This is a genomic window from Pseudomonas sp. NPDC088444 (assembly GCF_044900175.1).
In the GTDB taxonomy this organism is placed as follows: Bacteria; Pseudomonadota; Gammaproteobacteria; order Pseudomonadales; family Pseudomonadaceae; genus Aquipseudomonas.
The window spans coordinates 352,442-368,887 of record NZ_JBJDNK010000005.1 but is presented as its reverse complement, the minus strand read 5'-3'; the positions used below and the strand labels follow the sequence as shown (position 1 = coordinate 368,887).

The 16,446-nt window shown below is 53.8% G+C and carries 14 protein-coding genes and 2 pseudogenes; 5 read left to right on the top strand and 11 right to left on the bottom strand.

Translation table 11 applies throughout. The features are described from left to right. Positions 1-50: 50 nt before the first annotated feature. From ACI2KB_RS12730 to ACI2KB_RS12710, 5 genes are all read right to left on the bottom strand, one after another. Positions 51-812, bottom strand: coding sequence for an SDR family oxidoreductase (locus ACI2KB_RS12730; RefSeq protein ID WP_404634952.1), 762 nt, complete (start codon positions 810-812; stop codon positions 51-53). A gap of 155 nt (positions 813-967) precedes the next feature. Further along, positions 968-2,305 (bottom strand): MFS transporter, encoded by a 1,338-nt coding sequence (locus ACI2KB_RS12725; RefSeq protein ID WP_404634951.1) that lies wholly within the window; start codon positions 2,303-2,305, stop codon positions 968-970. A 42-nt stretch (positions 2,306-2,347) separates the two neighbouring features. After that, positions 2,348-3,538, bottom strand: coding sequence for an L-2-hydroxyglutarate oxidase (gene lhgO, locus ACI2KB_RS12720; protein ID WP_404634950.1), 1,191 nt, complete (start codon positions 3,536-3,538; stop codon positions 2,348-2,350). Positions 3,539-3,633: 95 nt separating this feature from the next. Next, positions 3,634-4,332 carry a FadR/GntR family transcriptional regulator gene (locus tag ACI2KB_RS12715; protein ID WP_404634949.1) on the bottom strand — a complete coding sequence of 233 codons (699 nt, stop codon included), beginning with the start codon at positions 4,330-4,332 and terminating at the stop codon, positions 3,634-3,636. A gap of 853 nt (positions 4,333-5,185) precedes the next feature. Continuing rightward, positions 5,186-6,055, bottom strand: a complete 870-nt coding sequence (locus tag ACI2KB_RS12710; protein ID WP_404634948.1) for an alpha/beta fold hydrolase — start codon at positions 6,053-6,055, stop codon at positions 5,186-5,188. A 445-nt stretch (positions 6,056-6,500) separates the two neighbouring features. On the opposite strand from ACI2KB_RS12710, the gene ACI2KB_RS12705 reads away from it, so the two are divergent. Both ACI2KB_RS12705 and ACI2KB_RS12700 read left to right on the top strand, forming a co-directional pair. Beyond that, entirely contained in the window at positions 6,501-7,262 is a 762-nt protein-coding gene (locus ACI2KB_RS12705) for an SDR family oxidoreductase (protein ID WP_404634947.1), read from the top strand. Between the two features lie 118 nt (positions 7,263-7,380). Then, entirely contained in the window at positions 7,381-7,995 is a 615-nt protein-coding gene (locus tag ACI2KB_RS12700; protein WP_404634946.1) for a LysE family transporter, read from the top strand. 134 nt (positions 7,996-8,129) lie between these two features. On the opposite strand, the gene ACI2KB_RS12695 is transcribed toward ACI2KB_RS12700, so the two are convergent. From ACI2KB_RS12695 to ACI2KB_RS12675, 5 genes and pseudogenes are all read right to left on the bottom strand, one after another. After that, positions 8,130-8,981, bottom strand: coding sequence for a methyl-accepting chemotaxis protein (locus tag ACI2KB_RS12695; RefSeq protein WP_404635042.1), 852 nt, complete (start codon positions 8,979-8,981; stop codon positions 8,130-8,132). Positions 8,982-10,610: 1,629 nt separating this feature from the next. Further along, positions 10,611-11,357, bottom strand: coding sequence for an anti-sigma factor family protein (locus tag ACI2KB_RS12690; protein ID WP_404634945.1), 747 nt, complete (start codon positions 11,355-11,357; stop codon positions 10,611-10,613). Next, positions 11,354-11,866: an RNA polymerase sigma factor gene (locus tag ACI2KB_RS12685; RefSeq protein WP_404634944.1), complete on the bottom strand. Its 513-nt coding sequence runs from the start codon at positions 11,864-11,866 to the stop codon at positions 11,354-11,356. The genes ACI2KB_RS12690 and ACI2KB_RS12685 overlap by 4 nt, the downstream gene beginning before the upstream one ends. A gap of 224 nt (positions 11,867-12,090) precedes the next feature. After that, positions 12,091-13,086 carry a toll/interleukin-1 receptor domain-containing protein gene (locus tag ACI2KB_RS12680; RefSeq protein WP_404634943.1) on the bottom strand — a complete coding sequence of 332 codons (996 nt, stop codon included), beginning with the start codon at positions 13,084-13,086 and terminating at the stop codon, positions 12,091-12,093. A 230-nt stretch (positions 13,087-13,316) separates the two neighbouring features. Next, positions 13,317-13,668: pseudogene (locus tag ACI2KB_RS12675) on the bottom strand (OprD family outer membrane porin); the annotation flags it as partial. On the opposite strand from ACI2KB_RS12675, the pseudogene ACI2KB_RS12670 reads away from it, so the two are divergent. The 3 genes and pseudogenes from ACI2KB_RS12670 to ACI2KB_RS12660 all read left to right on the top strand — a co-directional run. Further along, positions 13,667-14,080, top strand: a pseudogene (locus ACI2KB_RS12670) (XdhC family protein); the annotation flags it as partial. The pseudogenes ACI2KB_RS12675 and ACI2KB_RS12670 sit on opposite strands and share 2 nt — an antisense overlap. Positions 14,081-14,220: 140 nt before the next feature. Next, on the top strand, positions 14,221-14,709 hold the full coding sequence (locus tag ACI2KB_RS12665) for a hypothetical protein (RefSeq protein ID WP_404634942.1): 489 nt from the start codon (positions 14,221-14,223) through the stop codon (positions 14,707-14,709). Positions 14,710-14,746: 37 nt separating this feature from the next. Then, positions 14,747-15,361 carry a hypothetical protein gene (locus ACI2KB_RS12660; protein ID WP_404634941.1) on the top strand — a complete coding sequence of 205 codons (615 nt, stop codon included), beginning with the start codon at positions 14,747-14,749 and terminating at the stop codon, positions 15,359-15,361. Between the two features lie 247 nt (positions 15,362-15,608). On the opposite strand, the gene ACI2KB_RS12655 is transcribed toward ACI2KB_RS12660, so the two are convergent. Continuing rightward, positions 15,609-16,304 (bottom strand): GIY-YIG nuclease family protein, encoded by a 696-nt coding sequence (locus tag ACI2KB_RS12655; RefSeq protein ID WP_404634940.1) that lies wholly within the window; start codon positions 16,302-16,304, stop codon positions 15,609-15,611. Positions 16,305-16,446 lie beyond the last annotated feature (142 nt).

Below are 16,446 nucleotides of genomic sequence, written 5' to 3'. Positions count from 1 at the left end.
CCATATCTAGAGAGGGTAAGGCCATCGATCGCTCATCGATGGCCCGTTGATCAAAACTGTGACAGCCCACCGTCCACTACGATCTCATCGCCGGTGATGAAAGACGCTTGATCGCTGGCCAGGAACAACACCGCCTTGGCGACTTCGCCGGCCTCACCGAAACGACCCAGCGGAATCGATGCTTCGATGCCTGCGGCCACTTCCTTCAGTTGAGCCTCAGGCAGCCCCAACTTGCTATGAAAAGGGGTGGCGATAGGACCTGGGCTCACAGCGTTTACGCGAATGCCACGGGGTGCAAGCTCAGCGCCCAGGGTGCGGGCAAGCGAACGAATGGCCGCTTTGGTCGCGGACAAGATGGACAGGCCAGGTGTACCCACTGCGTTGAGAAACGAAGTGGTCAGGATCACGCTCGCGCCTTTGCTCAACAGGGGCGCGGACTTCTGCACGGTGAAGAATGCGCCGTTGAAGTTCAGCGCGAACTGTTCGTTGATCTGGGCAGCCGTCACGTCTTCCAGCGGCGATGCAGTACCTGCACCGGCGTTGGCGAAAACCACATCAAGGCGACCGAAACGCTGTGTGATCTCGCTGATGACCGCGTCCAGCGACTCGGGGTGGCGCAGATCGGCTGCCAGGACCAAAGCTTTTTCACCCAGCTCTTTACGGGCGTCATCCAGTCGCTGTGCCGTGACGCCGGTGACGATGACTTGCGCGCCTTGAGCGATGAATTGGCGAGCTGTTTCAAAGCCGATTCCCGAAGTGCCGCCGGTGATCAGGACAATTTTGTTGTCGAAGCTAGGGTTGTAGTTAGTCATGTTAGTTACCTCATTTGGGAGAGTGAGCATGCCGTTGACGTTTGGCGTGGGATCACTATCCGAAAATCTGAATTTAGCGACAAACCACAAGAACTTAGGAGCCACGAAAGAAAAACTATCCTGGCGTCCGTATAACAACAGACGCCAGTCTTGACTCAGTTCTTAGCGGAGGAATGCTTTCGTCCCTGATCGAACAGCGATCCAACAACAACCACAAACCCAGCTAGAACAAGAATGATCATCACTCCTGAAGTCGAATGAGTCGGCGAGGCGGACACAAGAGAGAGCGCCCCAAGTGGAGCCAGGCCACCAGCAATAGCAGTACCAATTTCACGACCTGTCCCGACGCCTGAAGAGCGGGTTTGGGTAGGAAACTGACGACTCAGAAATGCCCCTTGTGGAGCGAACATCATCGGAGCCAATACCCCGGTCGCCACCGCGATCGCTATACAGATCTGGGTCGTTTGACCCGACGACAGCATCGTCAAGAATGGATAAGCAAACAAGCCGGCGCATATGCCACCCATAATCAAAACCTTCTGAGAGCTCCAGCGATCACAAAGCATCCCGAACAACGGCACCATGCAAATCGCAATAAGACTTGCGATCGTGACCGCCAAGGACGTGACTCCGGCGGAAACGCCTTGATATTGAGTAACGTAAGCGAGTGAGAAAGTCTTGAAGATGTAGCTCAATGCGTTATAGCCAATCGCAACAACGAGCACGACGACCAACCCTCTCAAGTCATTTCTCAGGAGCATCAGCAGCGGCGAGTGCTGGGTATGCTCAGCATGAGATTGCGGATTGTGTTTCAGTTCTTCGTACTGCGGTGTCTCCGGGATACTGCTTCGCACCCACAGCCCTACCATCACCAGAACGATGCTACATATGAACGGAATCCTCCAGCCGCCGTTGATCAAGAAATCCTCGCCAACCTGGCTAAGGCCGTAGATTGTCAGAGAAGAAAGCAAAAGCCCGAGGTTCAGCCCCAGCGCTGGCCATGCACCTTGGCTGCCGCGTTTATTTTCCGCTGCATGCTCGTAGGATGTCACTGCTGCAGCGGCCAACTCCGCGCCAGCACCTAGCCCCTGGACGACTCGGATCACTACAAGCAGCACCGGAGCCCAGATTCCAAGGGTTGCATAGCCAGGAATAAGGCCGATGAGTGTTGTGCATACACCCATCAGACAAAACGTAACGACAAGCATACGTTTACGCCCAAACTTGTCTCCCAAGTAACCGAACAACACGCCTCCGAATGGCCGGGCAACGAAGCCAATTGCAAAGGTAGAAAAGGCTAACAGGCTTGCAGTTTGGGGATTGCTTGGGTCAAAGAATACTTTCGCGAATACAATGGCCGCCATGGTGGCGTAGAGATAGAAGTCATACCATTCGAGCATTGAGCCGACTATCGTTGCCGCTGCGACTTTGCGCAAACGGGTCTTTCGTTCGGATTCCGTTTCGAGATGAGGCAGAGCGCTTGTTGTACTCATTGGATTGCTCCTCGTATCGTCATTGTTGTTGGAGTTGAAGGGTCACGCGTTAAGAAGCTTCTCGGCGATCATTTCTCCGATCGGGATTGCCGAGGTGGCGGCTGGAGAAGGGGCGTTGCAGACGTGAAGCATTCGAGGCGTCTGCTGGAAGAGAAAATCGTGAACCAGTGTTCCGTCACGCATAACCGCTTGCGCTCTGATCCCGGCCTCACAAGGCTGGAGGTCTTCAAGAGTGAGCGATGGGCAGTAACGACGGCATTGCTCTAGGTAAGCACTTTTGAACAGAGAGTTTTTCATCTCGGTCAGACCGGAGCTGAGGTTGTCTCTGATGGTTTTCCAAAAGCCTGGAAACGACGCGTAGGTGGCGACGTCACGCACGTCGACCGAGAATTTTTTATAACCTTCCCGAGCAAAGCCCAGCACCGCGTTCGGGCCCACTGTGACGCCGCCATCCGCCATCCGCGTGAGGTGAATCCCGAGAAATGGCAAATCAGGATCCGGCACCGGATAAATCAGGTGATTGACGATCCTGTTCTTTGAGGGAGGGAGGCGAAAATATTCGCCTCTAAAAGGCACGATTTGGTGGTTGATTTCCAGACCGGCAAGTCGGGCGATCCTGTCGGACTGCAAGCCCGCGCAGACCACAAGTTTTGAGGCCGTCCAGCTATTGCCTTCAGAACTGACATGTACGTCTCGGCTGCTTTCCCGGATTTCTTTTACAGTTTGCCCAAGCCAGATCTCTCCGCCCGCAGCCTTTATTGCCTGAGCCATACCATGACAAACCTGGCGGTAGTCAACGATCCCGGTGCTTGGAACAAATAGCCCCCCCTTGCCGACTATGTTCGGTTCGCGTTCACGCAAGGTCGCTGCATCGAGCCGCTCCACCTCCAAGCCATTTTGCCTGGCCCTTTGTTCCAATGCCCCCAAACGCTCCAACTCAACGGCATTGGTCGCAACCAAAACTTTTCCGCAGGTTTCGAAACGGATTCCGTTCGCCTCGCAGAACTCTTTGGTTGCTTGCGCTCCTTTTTTGCACAGCGTGGATTTCAGGCTACCTGGGGCGTAGTACACCCCAGCGTGAATGACTCCGCTGTTGTGGCCGGTCTGATGAACAGCCAACTCTTGCTCTTTTTCGATGAGCGCAAGCGATGAGCCTGGACGTTCTTTGAGCAGTTGCATCGCGGTCGCAAGGCCAACGATGCCTCCACCAATTACGCAGTAGTCATAAGTCATTGTCACCACCATTTATCAGGTTGTCAGACAAATAAAGCTAAAGATCAGGTTGTCAGACATTCATGAACGTCATTCGATACACGCATCTCTTGGTATCAAACCAAGCTGATGCCAAACCTCAATGCAGCGGATTCCAGATGCGCACGGGCGCAATCTGCGGCACTTTGCGCGTCACCTGCGTCAATCGCGGCGTACATACGTGCATGCTCTTCGCTAGCGGGTCGTGCGCCCCCCGGGAGCCTTGCCGAGTTTTTCCACGCTACAAGACGCCCTTGGGAGAGCTGCCCACCCAAGAAATCATGGAATGCCATAAAATAGCCATTCTTACATGACGCGACGATGGCCTGATGAAAGTCTACGTCAGCCACTGAAGATTTCGCGTAGTCATCAGGATGGTCCTGCATGATGGCCAACGCAGTTCGCATCTTCTTCAAATCTGCTGCGCTTCTGCGCTCAGCAGCAACGCTTGCGGCCTGAATTTCAATCCAGAGACGCATCTCGAACAACTGTGCAAGGTCTGTCGGCCCTTTGGCGCCTCCAGGAAGCCTGAAGACCGTGCCAGCAGGATTTTTGGATATGAAAGATCCGTTTCCCCGTTGGCTCACCAACACACCATCTGCTTTGAGCTGGGATACAGCTTCGCGCACGACCGAACGACTCACGTTCAACTGCTCGGAGAGCTGATGTTCGGTAGGCAAGCGCGCATCCGCCGGCAGACGCCCGGCGTCGATCTCAGCGCGGATAGCGGCTACAACGCGTTCTACAAGAGTGTCAGGTCGGGCAAGCTCAAGCATGGCGATTTCGTCAGGTTGTCTGACAAATATCTTTGCATCGAATGCGCTGCAGCGCAAGCGCCCTTGATCATTTCTCAAATCAGGGGGGCGTCCGCCCTGCAGGACGTGCTAGGCAATCTGCCTTCAACTGCCCCCTACAGGTCTCGCCGACAGCAGCCTGAACAATTCCCCATATGCTGGAGCACTGGGTAAGCACTACAAGTGGCGATCATTGGCAGGGCTTACGAGTAGCAGGACGGTCAACCGGTTTGCAAGGAGTGACGGATTCAGTTGGGTGGGGTCAGACCTGGAGAAAGTGTAAGCGGTGAGCAATAGTCATAGCTTTTGGGGGGAACACCTGCAGCCGAGATCGTAAACTGACCCGAATCAACGATCGAAACCGTCATGGACTCGTTCGCGACATTTCCTGAGCCAGCGCTATCACTCACGCACTGCTGGCTTACTTCATAGCTGTTCCCGCTAGCAGAATGTACCGTCAGCTCACAGGCATGCGTACCCGTGGAGCTTATGCCTTTACCGTCATAGGCTTTAAGGTAAGCACTCTGGGGATCCAAGCACGACTGAGAAGCGTCGACGTAAATACCAGTCTTAAGCGGCAACACACCCTCTGCCGCAGCAGGTGGAGAGTGAGACACGGCAACTCCAAATATTGCGAAGATCATTAGAACACAGCCCTCCTCTACTCCTCGAAAGTGAAAATCAGGCGACACGGCAGCAATATGACTATTAACATTCTTCATAGTCAGGCCTCTCAGGAAAAGTTTTTCAACATCCGCCACTGGGGCAAAAAAGCTCCCCCGCTTTCTGCTCATTAGAAGCAGGAGAACACAGATGGCGCTGTCCAGCGCTTGGCTCAACTCTCGTGATTGAGTCGGCGATGTATAGCGGCAGCAAATTTCTCAGTTGCCTCAAGCGGTGTGAAGTGTCCGATGCCAGGAAGCGGTTCCAATATAAAATTGGTAAAGAAAGCATCAAGACGGTCTGACCATTGAAACGGGAAAATAGGGTCCGTTTCCTGCCAAAGTATCGTTGTTGGCGTAGTCAGTCGTTCTGCGGTTTCTGGTGTGACCTCGCAAGCGTAGGCCGTGACTGGATTGCTTGACGACCTGTACCAGGCCACAGATGCGGTGAACGCTCCAGGCGCAGAATAGACCTCTGCAAGGTGGTCAATCCGATCTTCCCCGACAACATGATCCGGCCCCGACCAATGGGACCAAAAATGATGGAGGTAGGCGCGAGTAGCATCGTATTTACCATCAACAAGCTGCTCGAAAAGATCGAGGTTATGAAAGCTTGTGTACCAGAACTCCATTGCCTCCTTGAGTTCAAGAACACGTACACCAGCACCTGGTAGCGGAGGTGATACCACGAGCGCTTTAACCAGATCTGGTCGCAAGCGGGCAATTGTTTGGGCGATGAAGCTTCCCACATCGTATCCGCAAACAATCGCAGCAGTGAGCTTCAGCTCATCCAGCAAGGCAATGACGGCCCGAGCCTGCCCTTCGCCAGAGTAAGCATATTCTGCGTCCGCCTCGTGCTTGTCGGACAAACCAAAACCTCGAAGGTCCGGGACTACGACATCCGCGTGATCCTTGAGAAGCGGTACCAACTGATCGTAGTCAGTATGATCCCCAGGCCATCCGTGCAGTAGTACTATCGCGTCTCCTTGTCCATGACGCTCGTAGGCCAATCGAAAACCTTCATAAACTTTAGAATATTTCATTGGAATATTACCTGTCTCTGAGAAATCGATGCAGCTCGTGATTGACTATCTCCACCCGCGCGTAACTGGACAACCCAGAAGAAGTATTCCGACAATAAAGAAAATATTTATTGCCCTGCAAATAGTATGGCATAGAGCCATGCCTGGGCCTTTTAGCTTCATATTTTAAGAGTAATATGTAAAAATATTTAAGAACGACGGCAGCTTATCCACACCTCTTTAAATGTGACCTAATCACAGCGTTGGCTGCTGACACCTACGGCCGAGACTGTTCCAAGTCTGCGCCACTACCGTCAAAAAGTTCCACATTGTGCTTATTTTTGCAGAGAAGTTTTTCTTTGGTGCCAGCCAAGTTCTTGTAGTTTGTCACTTTGCCCAGTTTTTCAGAGAGTGAGCTTAAGCGCACACCAATGAAACACTCTTCATCCAAACTGAGGTATAAAAAATGACCAACTACAACCGTAACTTCGACAGCAAAATTGTCCTGATCACCGGCGGCACTTCGGGAATCGGCCTTGAAACAGCTCGCCAATTCATCGCTCAAGGCGCGCAAGTCATCGTCACCGGCGTCACGGCACAGCGACTGGATGAAGCCCGTAAAGAGCTGGGTGAAAAAGCTTTGGTCCTGGCAGCCGATCTGCGCCACCCCGAGTCGCTGGACGCGGTCATCAGCGAGATCACACAGCGTTTCGGTCGCCTTGATGTGGTTTTCGCCAACGCCGGTGCAGGTACTGCATCGCCGCTGGAAGACGTGACGGCTGCCCAGATCAACGAACAGTTCGCGCTGAACTTCAACGGCGCATTCTTTACCGTGCAGAAGTCCGCGCCCCTGTTGAGCAAAGGCGCGAGCGTGATCCTGACCACTTCGTTTCTCAACGCAGTGGGTACACCTGGCCTGTCCATCTTGTCCGCGACCAAAGCGGCCATTCGTTCGCTTGCCCGCACCCTGGGCGCTGAGCTTGCCCCCCGTGGCATCCGCGTAAACGCTGTGAGCCCAGGTCCTATCGCCACCCCTTTTCACAGCAAGTTGGGGCTGCCTGAGGCTCAACTGAAGGAAGTGGCCGCAGGCATCGAAGCATCGATTCCGCTGGGTCGTTTCGGTGAGGCCGGCGAAGTCGCCAAGGCGGTGTTGTTCCTGGCCAGCGATCAAGCGTCTTTCATCACCGGCGATGAGATCGTAGTGGACGGTGGGCTGTCGCAGTTTTAATCACAACGGCCGTCGGCAGCTAAACCGACGGCCGTTTTTTTCTTGAAGCGAGGGCCAGACACCGATTGGGGTTAGCTTTCCGTGTGTCTGGGCGTGTAGCGATTTACAGGGGGGATGTATGTTTGGAATTTCGCATTACGGCACATTTCTGATGTCTTTCATCGTGCTGCTGGTTTTGCCTGGACCGGGGAATTTCGCTCTGATCACCTCGACAGGCAAAGGAGGCGTGCGAGCAGGCTTGGCCGCGATCACCGGCGTCTTAATTGGAGACCAAATTCTCATGTGGTTCGCAGTTGCCGGGGTCGCCGCCGTGCTCAGAGCCTATCCAAGCGCTTTCTATACGCTGCAATGTGTTGGGGGTGCATATCTCGCATACCTTGGCGTGCGCCTCATGATTGCAAGGTCGGCATCATCGGCGATGATTGACATCAAGCCGTATCATTATCTGCAGCAAACACTTGTCATCACGCTTCTAAATCCAAAGGCTGTGCTGTTCTACATGGCTTTTTTGCCCTTGTTTATTGATCCTGAACAACATCAGGGCTTCGTCACATTTGCTGTCCTTGCGCTCACCGTGTCTTCGCTGACCTTCCTCTATGGTCTGATAGTTGTCGCTGTTACTCGATACTGCGCTGAACGCATTCAAGCAAATCGTAAGATGACATTACTGCTACAGAGATCGGCTGGCGTATTTTTGGTCGGCTTCGGTATCAAGCTCCTAATTTCTCGGTGAATCTTTTGCTAAAAAAGCGCTAACCGCTCGAGCTAAAGCCGTCTCAACCGTCCGCTTTGTGTCCATAGCAATCGCTCGTGACAGATTGGTTCCGATCCAAAGCTAGCGGTACCGGATTCGTTAAGTGAAGCGTGTCAGACTCTTTCAGATGCATTGAAGTACGCCACTTTCTGTGTGAGGCGACCAGCTAATCCGTTCAACTCACGGCTTGCTGTTGCTATCTGTTGAGACCCTGCTGCTGATTGCACGGTAGAGATATGAATGCGGTTTACATTCAATGAAACACTTTCGGCCACAGCGCTTTGCTGCAATGAGGCACTGGCGATCTGAGCGTTCATCTGGTTGATAGCGCTTACCTCGTGACTGATTTTGGAAAGGGCCTCTTGTGCACTGCGCGTTTGCTCTACAGTGCGGCCCACCAGCTCGCAGCTGTCGCGCATCGTCTTCACTGCGGTGTCCGTTCCGCTTTGCAGGGTGCTAATCATCTCACGAATGTCTTGGGTCGACTGCTGCGTACGGTTGGCTAAAGACCGAACCTCATCTGCCACCACCGCGAATCCTCTGCCATGCTCGCCGGCGCGGGCAGCCTCAATGGCAGCGTTCAGAGCTAATAGATTAGTTTGAGCAGCGATGGAGTTGATTACCTCGATTACTGTTTCAATACGCTCGCCTTGCTTGGACATCTGCTCAACGGTTTGGGTGGTTTCCACCAGTGAGCCGGACAGCTGCTCAATGGCTAGCGAGGTGCCTGCGACAAGCTGGTTCCCGCTCTCGACTTCGTTGTCTGCCTGACGCGCTGCATCTGCTGCTTGCGCGGCGTAGCCCGACACCTCGCTGGCGGTAGCTGCGAGCTGGGTAATGGCAGCCGCCACCTGCTCGGCTTCCCGTGTTTGCAGGCTGACTTGATCGTTGTTGGTAGCGGATGTGCCGGAGAGGCGCGTTGACGAGTCGGTTACTTCATGGGCGGCCTGACGTACCTGAGCCATCGTATCAGCCAAGCGGGTCAGTGCCGTTTTCAACACACCCATCACGCTATCGGGATAGCGGGTAACGATGGTTTGATCCAGATCTCCCGCAGCCAATCGCTGAATCGCTGTGGCGACCTCGGTTGGCTCCGCCCCTAATGTTGATTTGACAAAGCGAATTATCAACGCTGAAAGGGTAATACTCAGCAATAAGGCTAGTGCGGTCGCTGCCAACATTAGCCCCCGAAACTGGCTAGCAGCTGCCTGCACAGAGTCCAGCTGTGACTTGATCGATGCTTCTTCGTAGTCAATAAGCGCGTTGATGCGCTTGAGCCATTCGCTATAGCCTTTGGATGTCTGGCTTACAAGCAGAGCTTGAGATTTCGCGATTTCACCACTGCGCCGTAGCGTGATTAGTGCGCTGGTATTGATCAAGGTCTGCGCTTCACTTTCCTTAATGCTCTTCAGCAGAGCAAGCTCTTGAGGCGAGGCATCTGAGCCATTAAGCAGTCGATCAAGTGCACTCGCCGAATCAAGATAAGCCGCTGCCAGCTGATTAACCTCGACCAAGTGCTGCTCAAGGTCCCGATCATTATCGACTAGCACTGCGTCGCGAAGGGCAATCGCCCTGTTGTGTACGCTCCCACGAAAATCGATCGCATAACGCTGGACTTTGGCTGCATTGAGACTGACATCTTCCAGGGTAGAGTCGATGTAGGCAACTCGCTGAATACCTATCGCTGTAATCAGGACGAGCAGCGATACGACGGCGGCAAAACCAAGGCCTATACGGGTGCTGAGGGATACTGAAGGGCTCATGAAAGGAACTCGAAGGTTGCAAAGGTTGTGACCATGTCAATATGACATCCTTGAGATTGGCTCAAGTTAGGGGTGATGCGCTGACTAAGCCTAATTGCACTTTTCTACCGGCAAGATAGCCAGGTGCTATGGGACGACCGAAAATGTGGTCCCTTTCCATGTTGAACGAATACCATCGAATGCTCCGACAGCAGCATTTGGAAACCTCCTGGAGTTGGGCTGTGCCTACTAACCATGCGAACGGAAAAAGCGCTCGGACTCATGTCTTGGATTGCGTCAGTAAATCCTGCGATGCCAAAGATGCTGATCATTAGTTTGAAGTTGTAAGCAGGCACCCGAAGGTTCATCTCGGTGTTTAACCTAGCTAGGGAAAGCCTTGGTTAGGAAGTGGGTGCTTTTCATCCAGTATTTGAGCGCTCCGAAACGTGCTCCACCGTCTGCCGGCGAACGTTCAATTTTCCAGGGTCACTCCAATTGATTTCTGCACCGATTCAACCACCGTTTTATGCTCCCGGCGTTTTAAGCGGGCGTAAGTCATAGAAGACCGCGGGCCATTCGCAGCGCAACAAGATGGGCTTAACCTAGCCCACATCGCTCTAGTCGAGATGATCCAGTCGCCCCTTGAAGCCACTGCATTTATAGAGCCCTTGCAACGCTGCGCGCCAGTCCTCATGCCAACGATCGAATGTCAACCAGACTACTTCGACAAGATCCCCAGCTGTAAACAACCCATCGCCCCCCTCCGGCCTCCCCTAATGCGTGAACCGGTAAAGTGCCCTGCTGGAAATCCCCCAAAACCCAATGACTAGGCAGTCCAGCAAGCACTTAACCTCATAGAGTTAGACGCGCAGCTTTTGCTGCTGGATCATCAGCAGGGCCAATCATGGCGTAGTTATACCCACCCTCTGACCAGTAGTCAGCCTGGAGCTCGCCGTCGCGGCGGGAACCTCGTTGAAGCACTCGATTGCCATCAATCTGAGGGCGAATGTAGAAGCTCAGAACTCGACCTTCCGTATCCTTGTAAACGACCATGGCGGCAGCGCCCTGCTCGGTGGTACTCAGGCGCCCGCTGACTGGTTTAAATCCCACAGACTCAAGATTTGGCAGGCGGCTCGCCTGTGCGATATTTTTATCCAGCCAGCCTTGAACGTTTGTCGGCTTAGCGGTGTTCCAATCACTGGCCATAGTGTCGTTGGTGGCGAACATTCGGTAGGCTTGGACTGCGTCAGCCATGGGCAGTGTTCGACTGGCCAAGCTCACATCCCGCGCTTGCCAACCACCAAGTCCTCCGACCCCAATCGCAATCACCAGGCCAGCCGCTGTTGCCAGATGGCGGTGACGTCTGCCTCTCAAACGTTGGCGAATAACGGAAGGATCCAGCTCTGGGTTCATGGGTAAGCGCAGAGCCCCGCTTACACCAGCGCGCAGATTCTGAGCATCCAGCTGCCAATCGGATATTTCCCTCGCTAGATCTGGATTGGAGGCCAAGTAGATTTCCATAGTCTGACGATCAATAGGGCTGAGTTGACCGTCGACGTACGCGTGCATATCGCGTTCACTGGGAGGCATTGTGATCATTTCATTATCCGCAAAGCAGGAGTGGTGACTTCGCCTTCACTGACCGCGCGGAGAGTTTGCCGCGCGCGGGAGAGACGTGACATTACGGTACCCACCGGAACGTCTAGGATTTCAGCGACCTCTTTGTAACTCAAACCTTCGACAGACACCCAAAGCAAAAGAGCACGCTGCTCAGCATTCAGACGCTCAAAGGCCTGCAGGGTACTCTGGGCAACCACCGTGCGCTCCACAGATGGCTCGTAGTGATCATCCCTACCGCCGGTGAACAGTTCAAGCATACGGCTGTACCGACGAGACTTGCGATGAGCATCAAGAAATTGCCGATACATAATGGAAAATAGCCACGCTCGGAGGTCACCATCGGGACGCTTGGTGCCCCATCCGCTGAGTGCTCTTTCAAGGCTCGATTGCACCAAGTCATCAGCACTGCTGTGGTCCCGAGTCAGCGACACTGCAAATCGTCGCAGTCTAGGCAGCAGGTCTCGTAATTCATCGTCGAGGGCATTCATGTAAAGCGTCCGGATATTTAGGCGTGATCATTAGATCGTGTGATCAGAAAGACGCGCGGGCAGAACGCTTATTCCATGCACCTAGGATTTTTTTGCCTAGAAAACGGGAGTCGTCATGCACGAAGAACGTTGGGTCCTAGCCAGCGATTGCAGGTTAATCAGGGAAGGATGCTTGTGCGCTTCTGCAAGGGCATTCAGTCATAGGCTCTGCCCCAGCCTACACTCTATTGAGACGCCCCCATGGGCTGCTCGTCCACCACACACATAATTTTGTCCAGGACTTCGATCCCGTCTTGAGTTCCGATCAAAAACGTCACGAGGTCATTCGCTTCAAAACTGAAAGCTTCCGTTACTTTTACTTTACTGAAAAAACTTATTGCGAGCAGCGCTCCACCGGCGTTCAGTAACCAGTGATCATGACTGCCAAGCATAGGAAAGAAGGTCGACAGAACAGCTGCCCCCAACGCTCGCATGCCTCTTGACGGCGTGAAATGGTCCCAGTGCCATACCCCCAAGCTCGGGCAGAAAGTGGGCTCATCATCGCCCAACATAAAATTCCAGTCATCGCTGGCCCACATCCAATCCGGGGCAAGAAGCAACCGCCTGGATTGGCCTCCGCCTTGAACGGTGACCTCGTGAGTGCGCGCATTCCCCCAGATCGTAATCGGCTGTTTGCAAAGGTGGCTCAATACTCGCTGGCGGAGAGTATAAACAGCGACTTGGTGTGCAATGCCGCTCTGCACTTGAGCTTGACTGCATCCCTCAGCAACACCCCGCAGCGCACTGGTCAATCCGAGTCGGCGGCTATGCAGATCCTGCAGGTCAAGATAGGCGCGGCCTACTAGGGGCTCAGGCAGCTGATCCGCACAGCCCGCCTCGAAAATGAGCGGGACAATTCTGACACTGGGCGCTCCTGCAGCATCCTTCAGCATCTGGAGCTCCCGATGCAAACCTGATCCCGGCTGCTCTGCAGCAGCTATAAATTGCTTGTCGCACAGGCATAGTACGAGTAGCGGGCGCTCCTCGAGGGCCATGCGGATGGCACCATCGATCGACTCTCCGAAGGGAATACTGTCCCGATCCCAGAACACCTTGTACCGCCAAGCAAGATCATTGACTACGCGCTCCCTCACCCACTCCTTCACATTTAGGGAGCCGCCCCAAGCATAGGAGATGAAAATAGACAGTTGTGACTCTGCGGAGGTGTTGTTCTCTGTCATTCAGCTTGTCCGAACGAGAAATGAAAGTCATCGTGATGTGAAGTCAAATCTGATTGGGCTCCGTGGTCCGAATCCTCAGATTTTTTTGGAAGCCACTTCCCTAACTTGTCCCGAAAATAAATTTCCGCATTCCCAAAAGCCAGGGTTAGCTATTGGCGCAATCAGGGCTATGGGGAAGCAAGGGACCGTAAAAAAGAGGCCACACTGATTAGCGTGGCCTCTTTTGGACATTAGAACAGCTTCACGGTATAGCTCAGGATCAGCCGATTTTCATCAATATCTGTGCGGTACGTCGACCGTGCCATGACGTTCCGCACTCGAACTCCAACCCCTTTCAATGGCCCAGACTGGACGGTATAACCGAGATCCAGATCACGCTCCCTGTCCCGTCCAGCATAGCCGCGACCCGTGTCCACATCTCGCCCCGTCACATACCGGACCGTTGAGGTGAGGCCGGGAACTCCCAAGGCAGGGAAATCGTAGTCATGGCGCACCTGTCAAGATTTCTGTGCCGTATTTACCTGCTATTTGACCTCCGTCTTCCTGAGCATCGAAATGGCCCGCATTCACGCCCAGCGTCCAGACCCTAGGTTGCGAGGTCATCGAATGTGATCTTCGAGAAGAGATGGCAGGGATTCAACTGCTAGGCGTACAGATCTACCCTGTCCTGCCGTCAATCTTCATAGCATCTGGAGGGAGTCACGCAGCAAAGGCAGCGGTGGCATTGACCCATGACCCTAAGATCGACGACTTGGCGCTGATGGAGGCCGTAACTACTCCGACCCTCTACATAGGTGCCATGGGCTCAGTGGGTACCTCTGCGGGTCGAGCGGAAAGTCTGAAGCGCATAGGAGGGCTCACTGAGGAACAAATCGCCAGTCTGCATATGCCCATCGGATTGAGCCTGGGCAGCAAGTCACCAGCAGAGATTGCGTTCGCGGTTATGGCTGACGTATTGCGTGTGGACCGCGGTAAGGCTCGAGATGCCCTTTAGCTGCTCTTGATCTCTGCGGCCTACCACATCTTCCGTTCTTGGACTCACGTTGGCGGGGTTCGGTAAGGTGACGGTATGTGCGAAACTGGCAGGCTGGCCACTGGCGCCCCTAACCACGGAACAGATATGGAATCGGCTTCATGAAAAACAGTCGGACCGAAACGGTCTACATAGAGTACCCACGCTTCAAATTTCCCGGGGTTGCATCGGCGGGTACGTGCTTTCTGAAAGTGTGGGTACGACCAAGCGGGTTGGTTGTGCTCTGCAGTCAACTGCTCGAATATTACGGCACATCAGTGACCAACGCAGTGGAGGATATCCTGGTATCTGCTATCAAGCAGATACATGAAGATATCGGGCTGGATCACCTTGTCACTCCTACGCGTTGGTGGAAATTTGGAGCTGATCACGAAAGTTTCGTCAGTCAGGTGGTACGGCGTACGGTGTGGATTGAGCATTATCCACCTGGCGCCGGACTAAATCCTGCTGGTTCGTTAGCGTTCGTGGCCTTTGACAAAGATCTGCACCCGGTCTGGAACTATGTTTCTAAAGAAAGAGCTGCAGGGGAATGTGGGGTAGACCCAGCACACTTTGAGGTTGATCCGCGGTTGCTAAAATATGAATCGTAGACGCCTCATTCGTCATGAGCCACGACTGATCCAAATCTTGAACAGCAACCTGCCGTATCAAGTCATCGCTGAAAACGGTCTTGTAGGAGGCTCAAAGGATGCGCATCAGGCAGAAGCATCAGTTCAGCAACTGATCGTCAAACTGTTCACCCCTCACGTCCCCTCCCCTGACTTGATCAGGAATAACATGCAGGCTATCAAGCATCCAACACTTGGCCGCTGCATCCCGGATGTGATCATTGATCGAATCGGGGGATCCCCTTGGGGATACTTTGAATTGAAGACTTTACTTGCTGACGATCAACTGACCGAAGGTGCGGTCGAACATGATCTGAGAAAACTATGCGCCTACAAGGATGCTCACCCGGACGCTGCGGCAGTCTTTGTCCTCGTGGGTACACGCAGGAGACTGTCAGATAAAGGCGAGAAAGCACGCTGGGCGAAAGCTGGACTTAGTGCTGACGCGTCGGCATTTGGCACCTCAGGTTTGCGGCCTCAGAAATTGCCCGGCACGAATCACATCGCGATTCCTTGCGGATGGTCTGGATGGGAAAGCGAGGTCATGACGCTGACGTGGGAGATTCAGCCTGCTGGCATGCTTCGTATTCAATCAGACACCTACCGGTTTCTGGCGTGCATGGCCGGCCCTTGATCTTGAAAGTTAGTTTTTGAACGTGGTCCAGGGTGATGGCTCCGATGGGTGAAAGCGCCGATGCTTCACCGGTGGGTATCCCGCGACATTAACAGTCTCCGCATGGCTGGCTGAACGCATCCGCTGAGGGCGCTTACAAATTTTGGGGGCAGCACCGCGCTGGCCCCCTTCTCGCGGTTAGTAGCGTGAAAACTAGAAAATCTGCCGAGCGAGCATGCGCCCATACCCCCAAAGTGGGGGATGCGACCTACGTGCTCCGGCTGGATTTACTGCGTGTTTTTTTCCCCTTCGCAAGCGCTGCTTTTGCTTCCACTCGATTACCGGATTGGCAATGCAGGATGTACTGTTCAAGCCAGTGTGGATCCTCGCAGTCAATCTCCAGCCAATCCAGCTCCGTACGAACGTACTGAGCAATGTCTTCAAGTTTCGCACTGAACCATTCACCGTTTTCACGATATTGGGAAAAGTGCTGATGACACTTTGCCTCCGCCGCAAGGCAGTCAGGAACCTTGGCATTGACCACATTGGCCAAAACGCTCCCATGGCTGCTTATCTGCACACGCTGACGACCGCCAGCCCCCTTGGTGTGTCCGATCTTGCATAGCCCCGTCATTCCATCGAACAAGACGTAGACATATCCGATCAACCGATCAGGCGGATGCGTTGAGGCTTGAGGCGCACGCGACGCCAGGTGTGGAAAGAGATCTTTGGCGGCTTCTACAAGATGCGCCCACGTTGGCGCCACCTCAAGGTCCTTGACGCTTTTGATGATCCGTTGATGTCCAAGGTTGCGATCAAAGTTATCCGCGTGCGCCAAGCGGGAGGCCTCATCGAGAAGCATTCCCCATCCGAGAAGTGCCAGCTCCTGCTGAAAGCGAGTCGCAGGCAGGTCGAAGGTGGCAGCCAGGTCGGCGAGTTCAACATTCTGAAATTGCTCGGTCATGGAAATTTCCTGCATAAGCTTATAAAACGCTCTTGAGCTTAGTACGCAGGCAACCGCTGGCTATGACCCCCTAAGCTAGAATTCAACAGGTGACGTCCGGATCAAGCGAACGCACCTGAGAGAACAGCGTCAGCAATCGGCA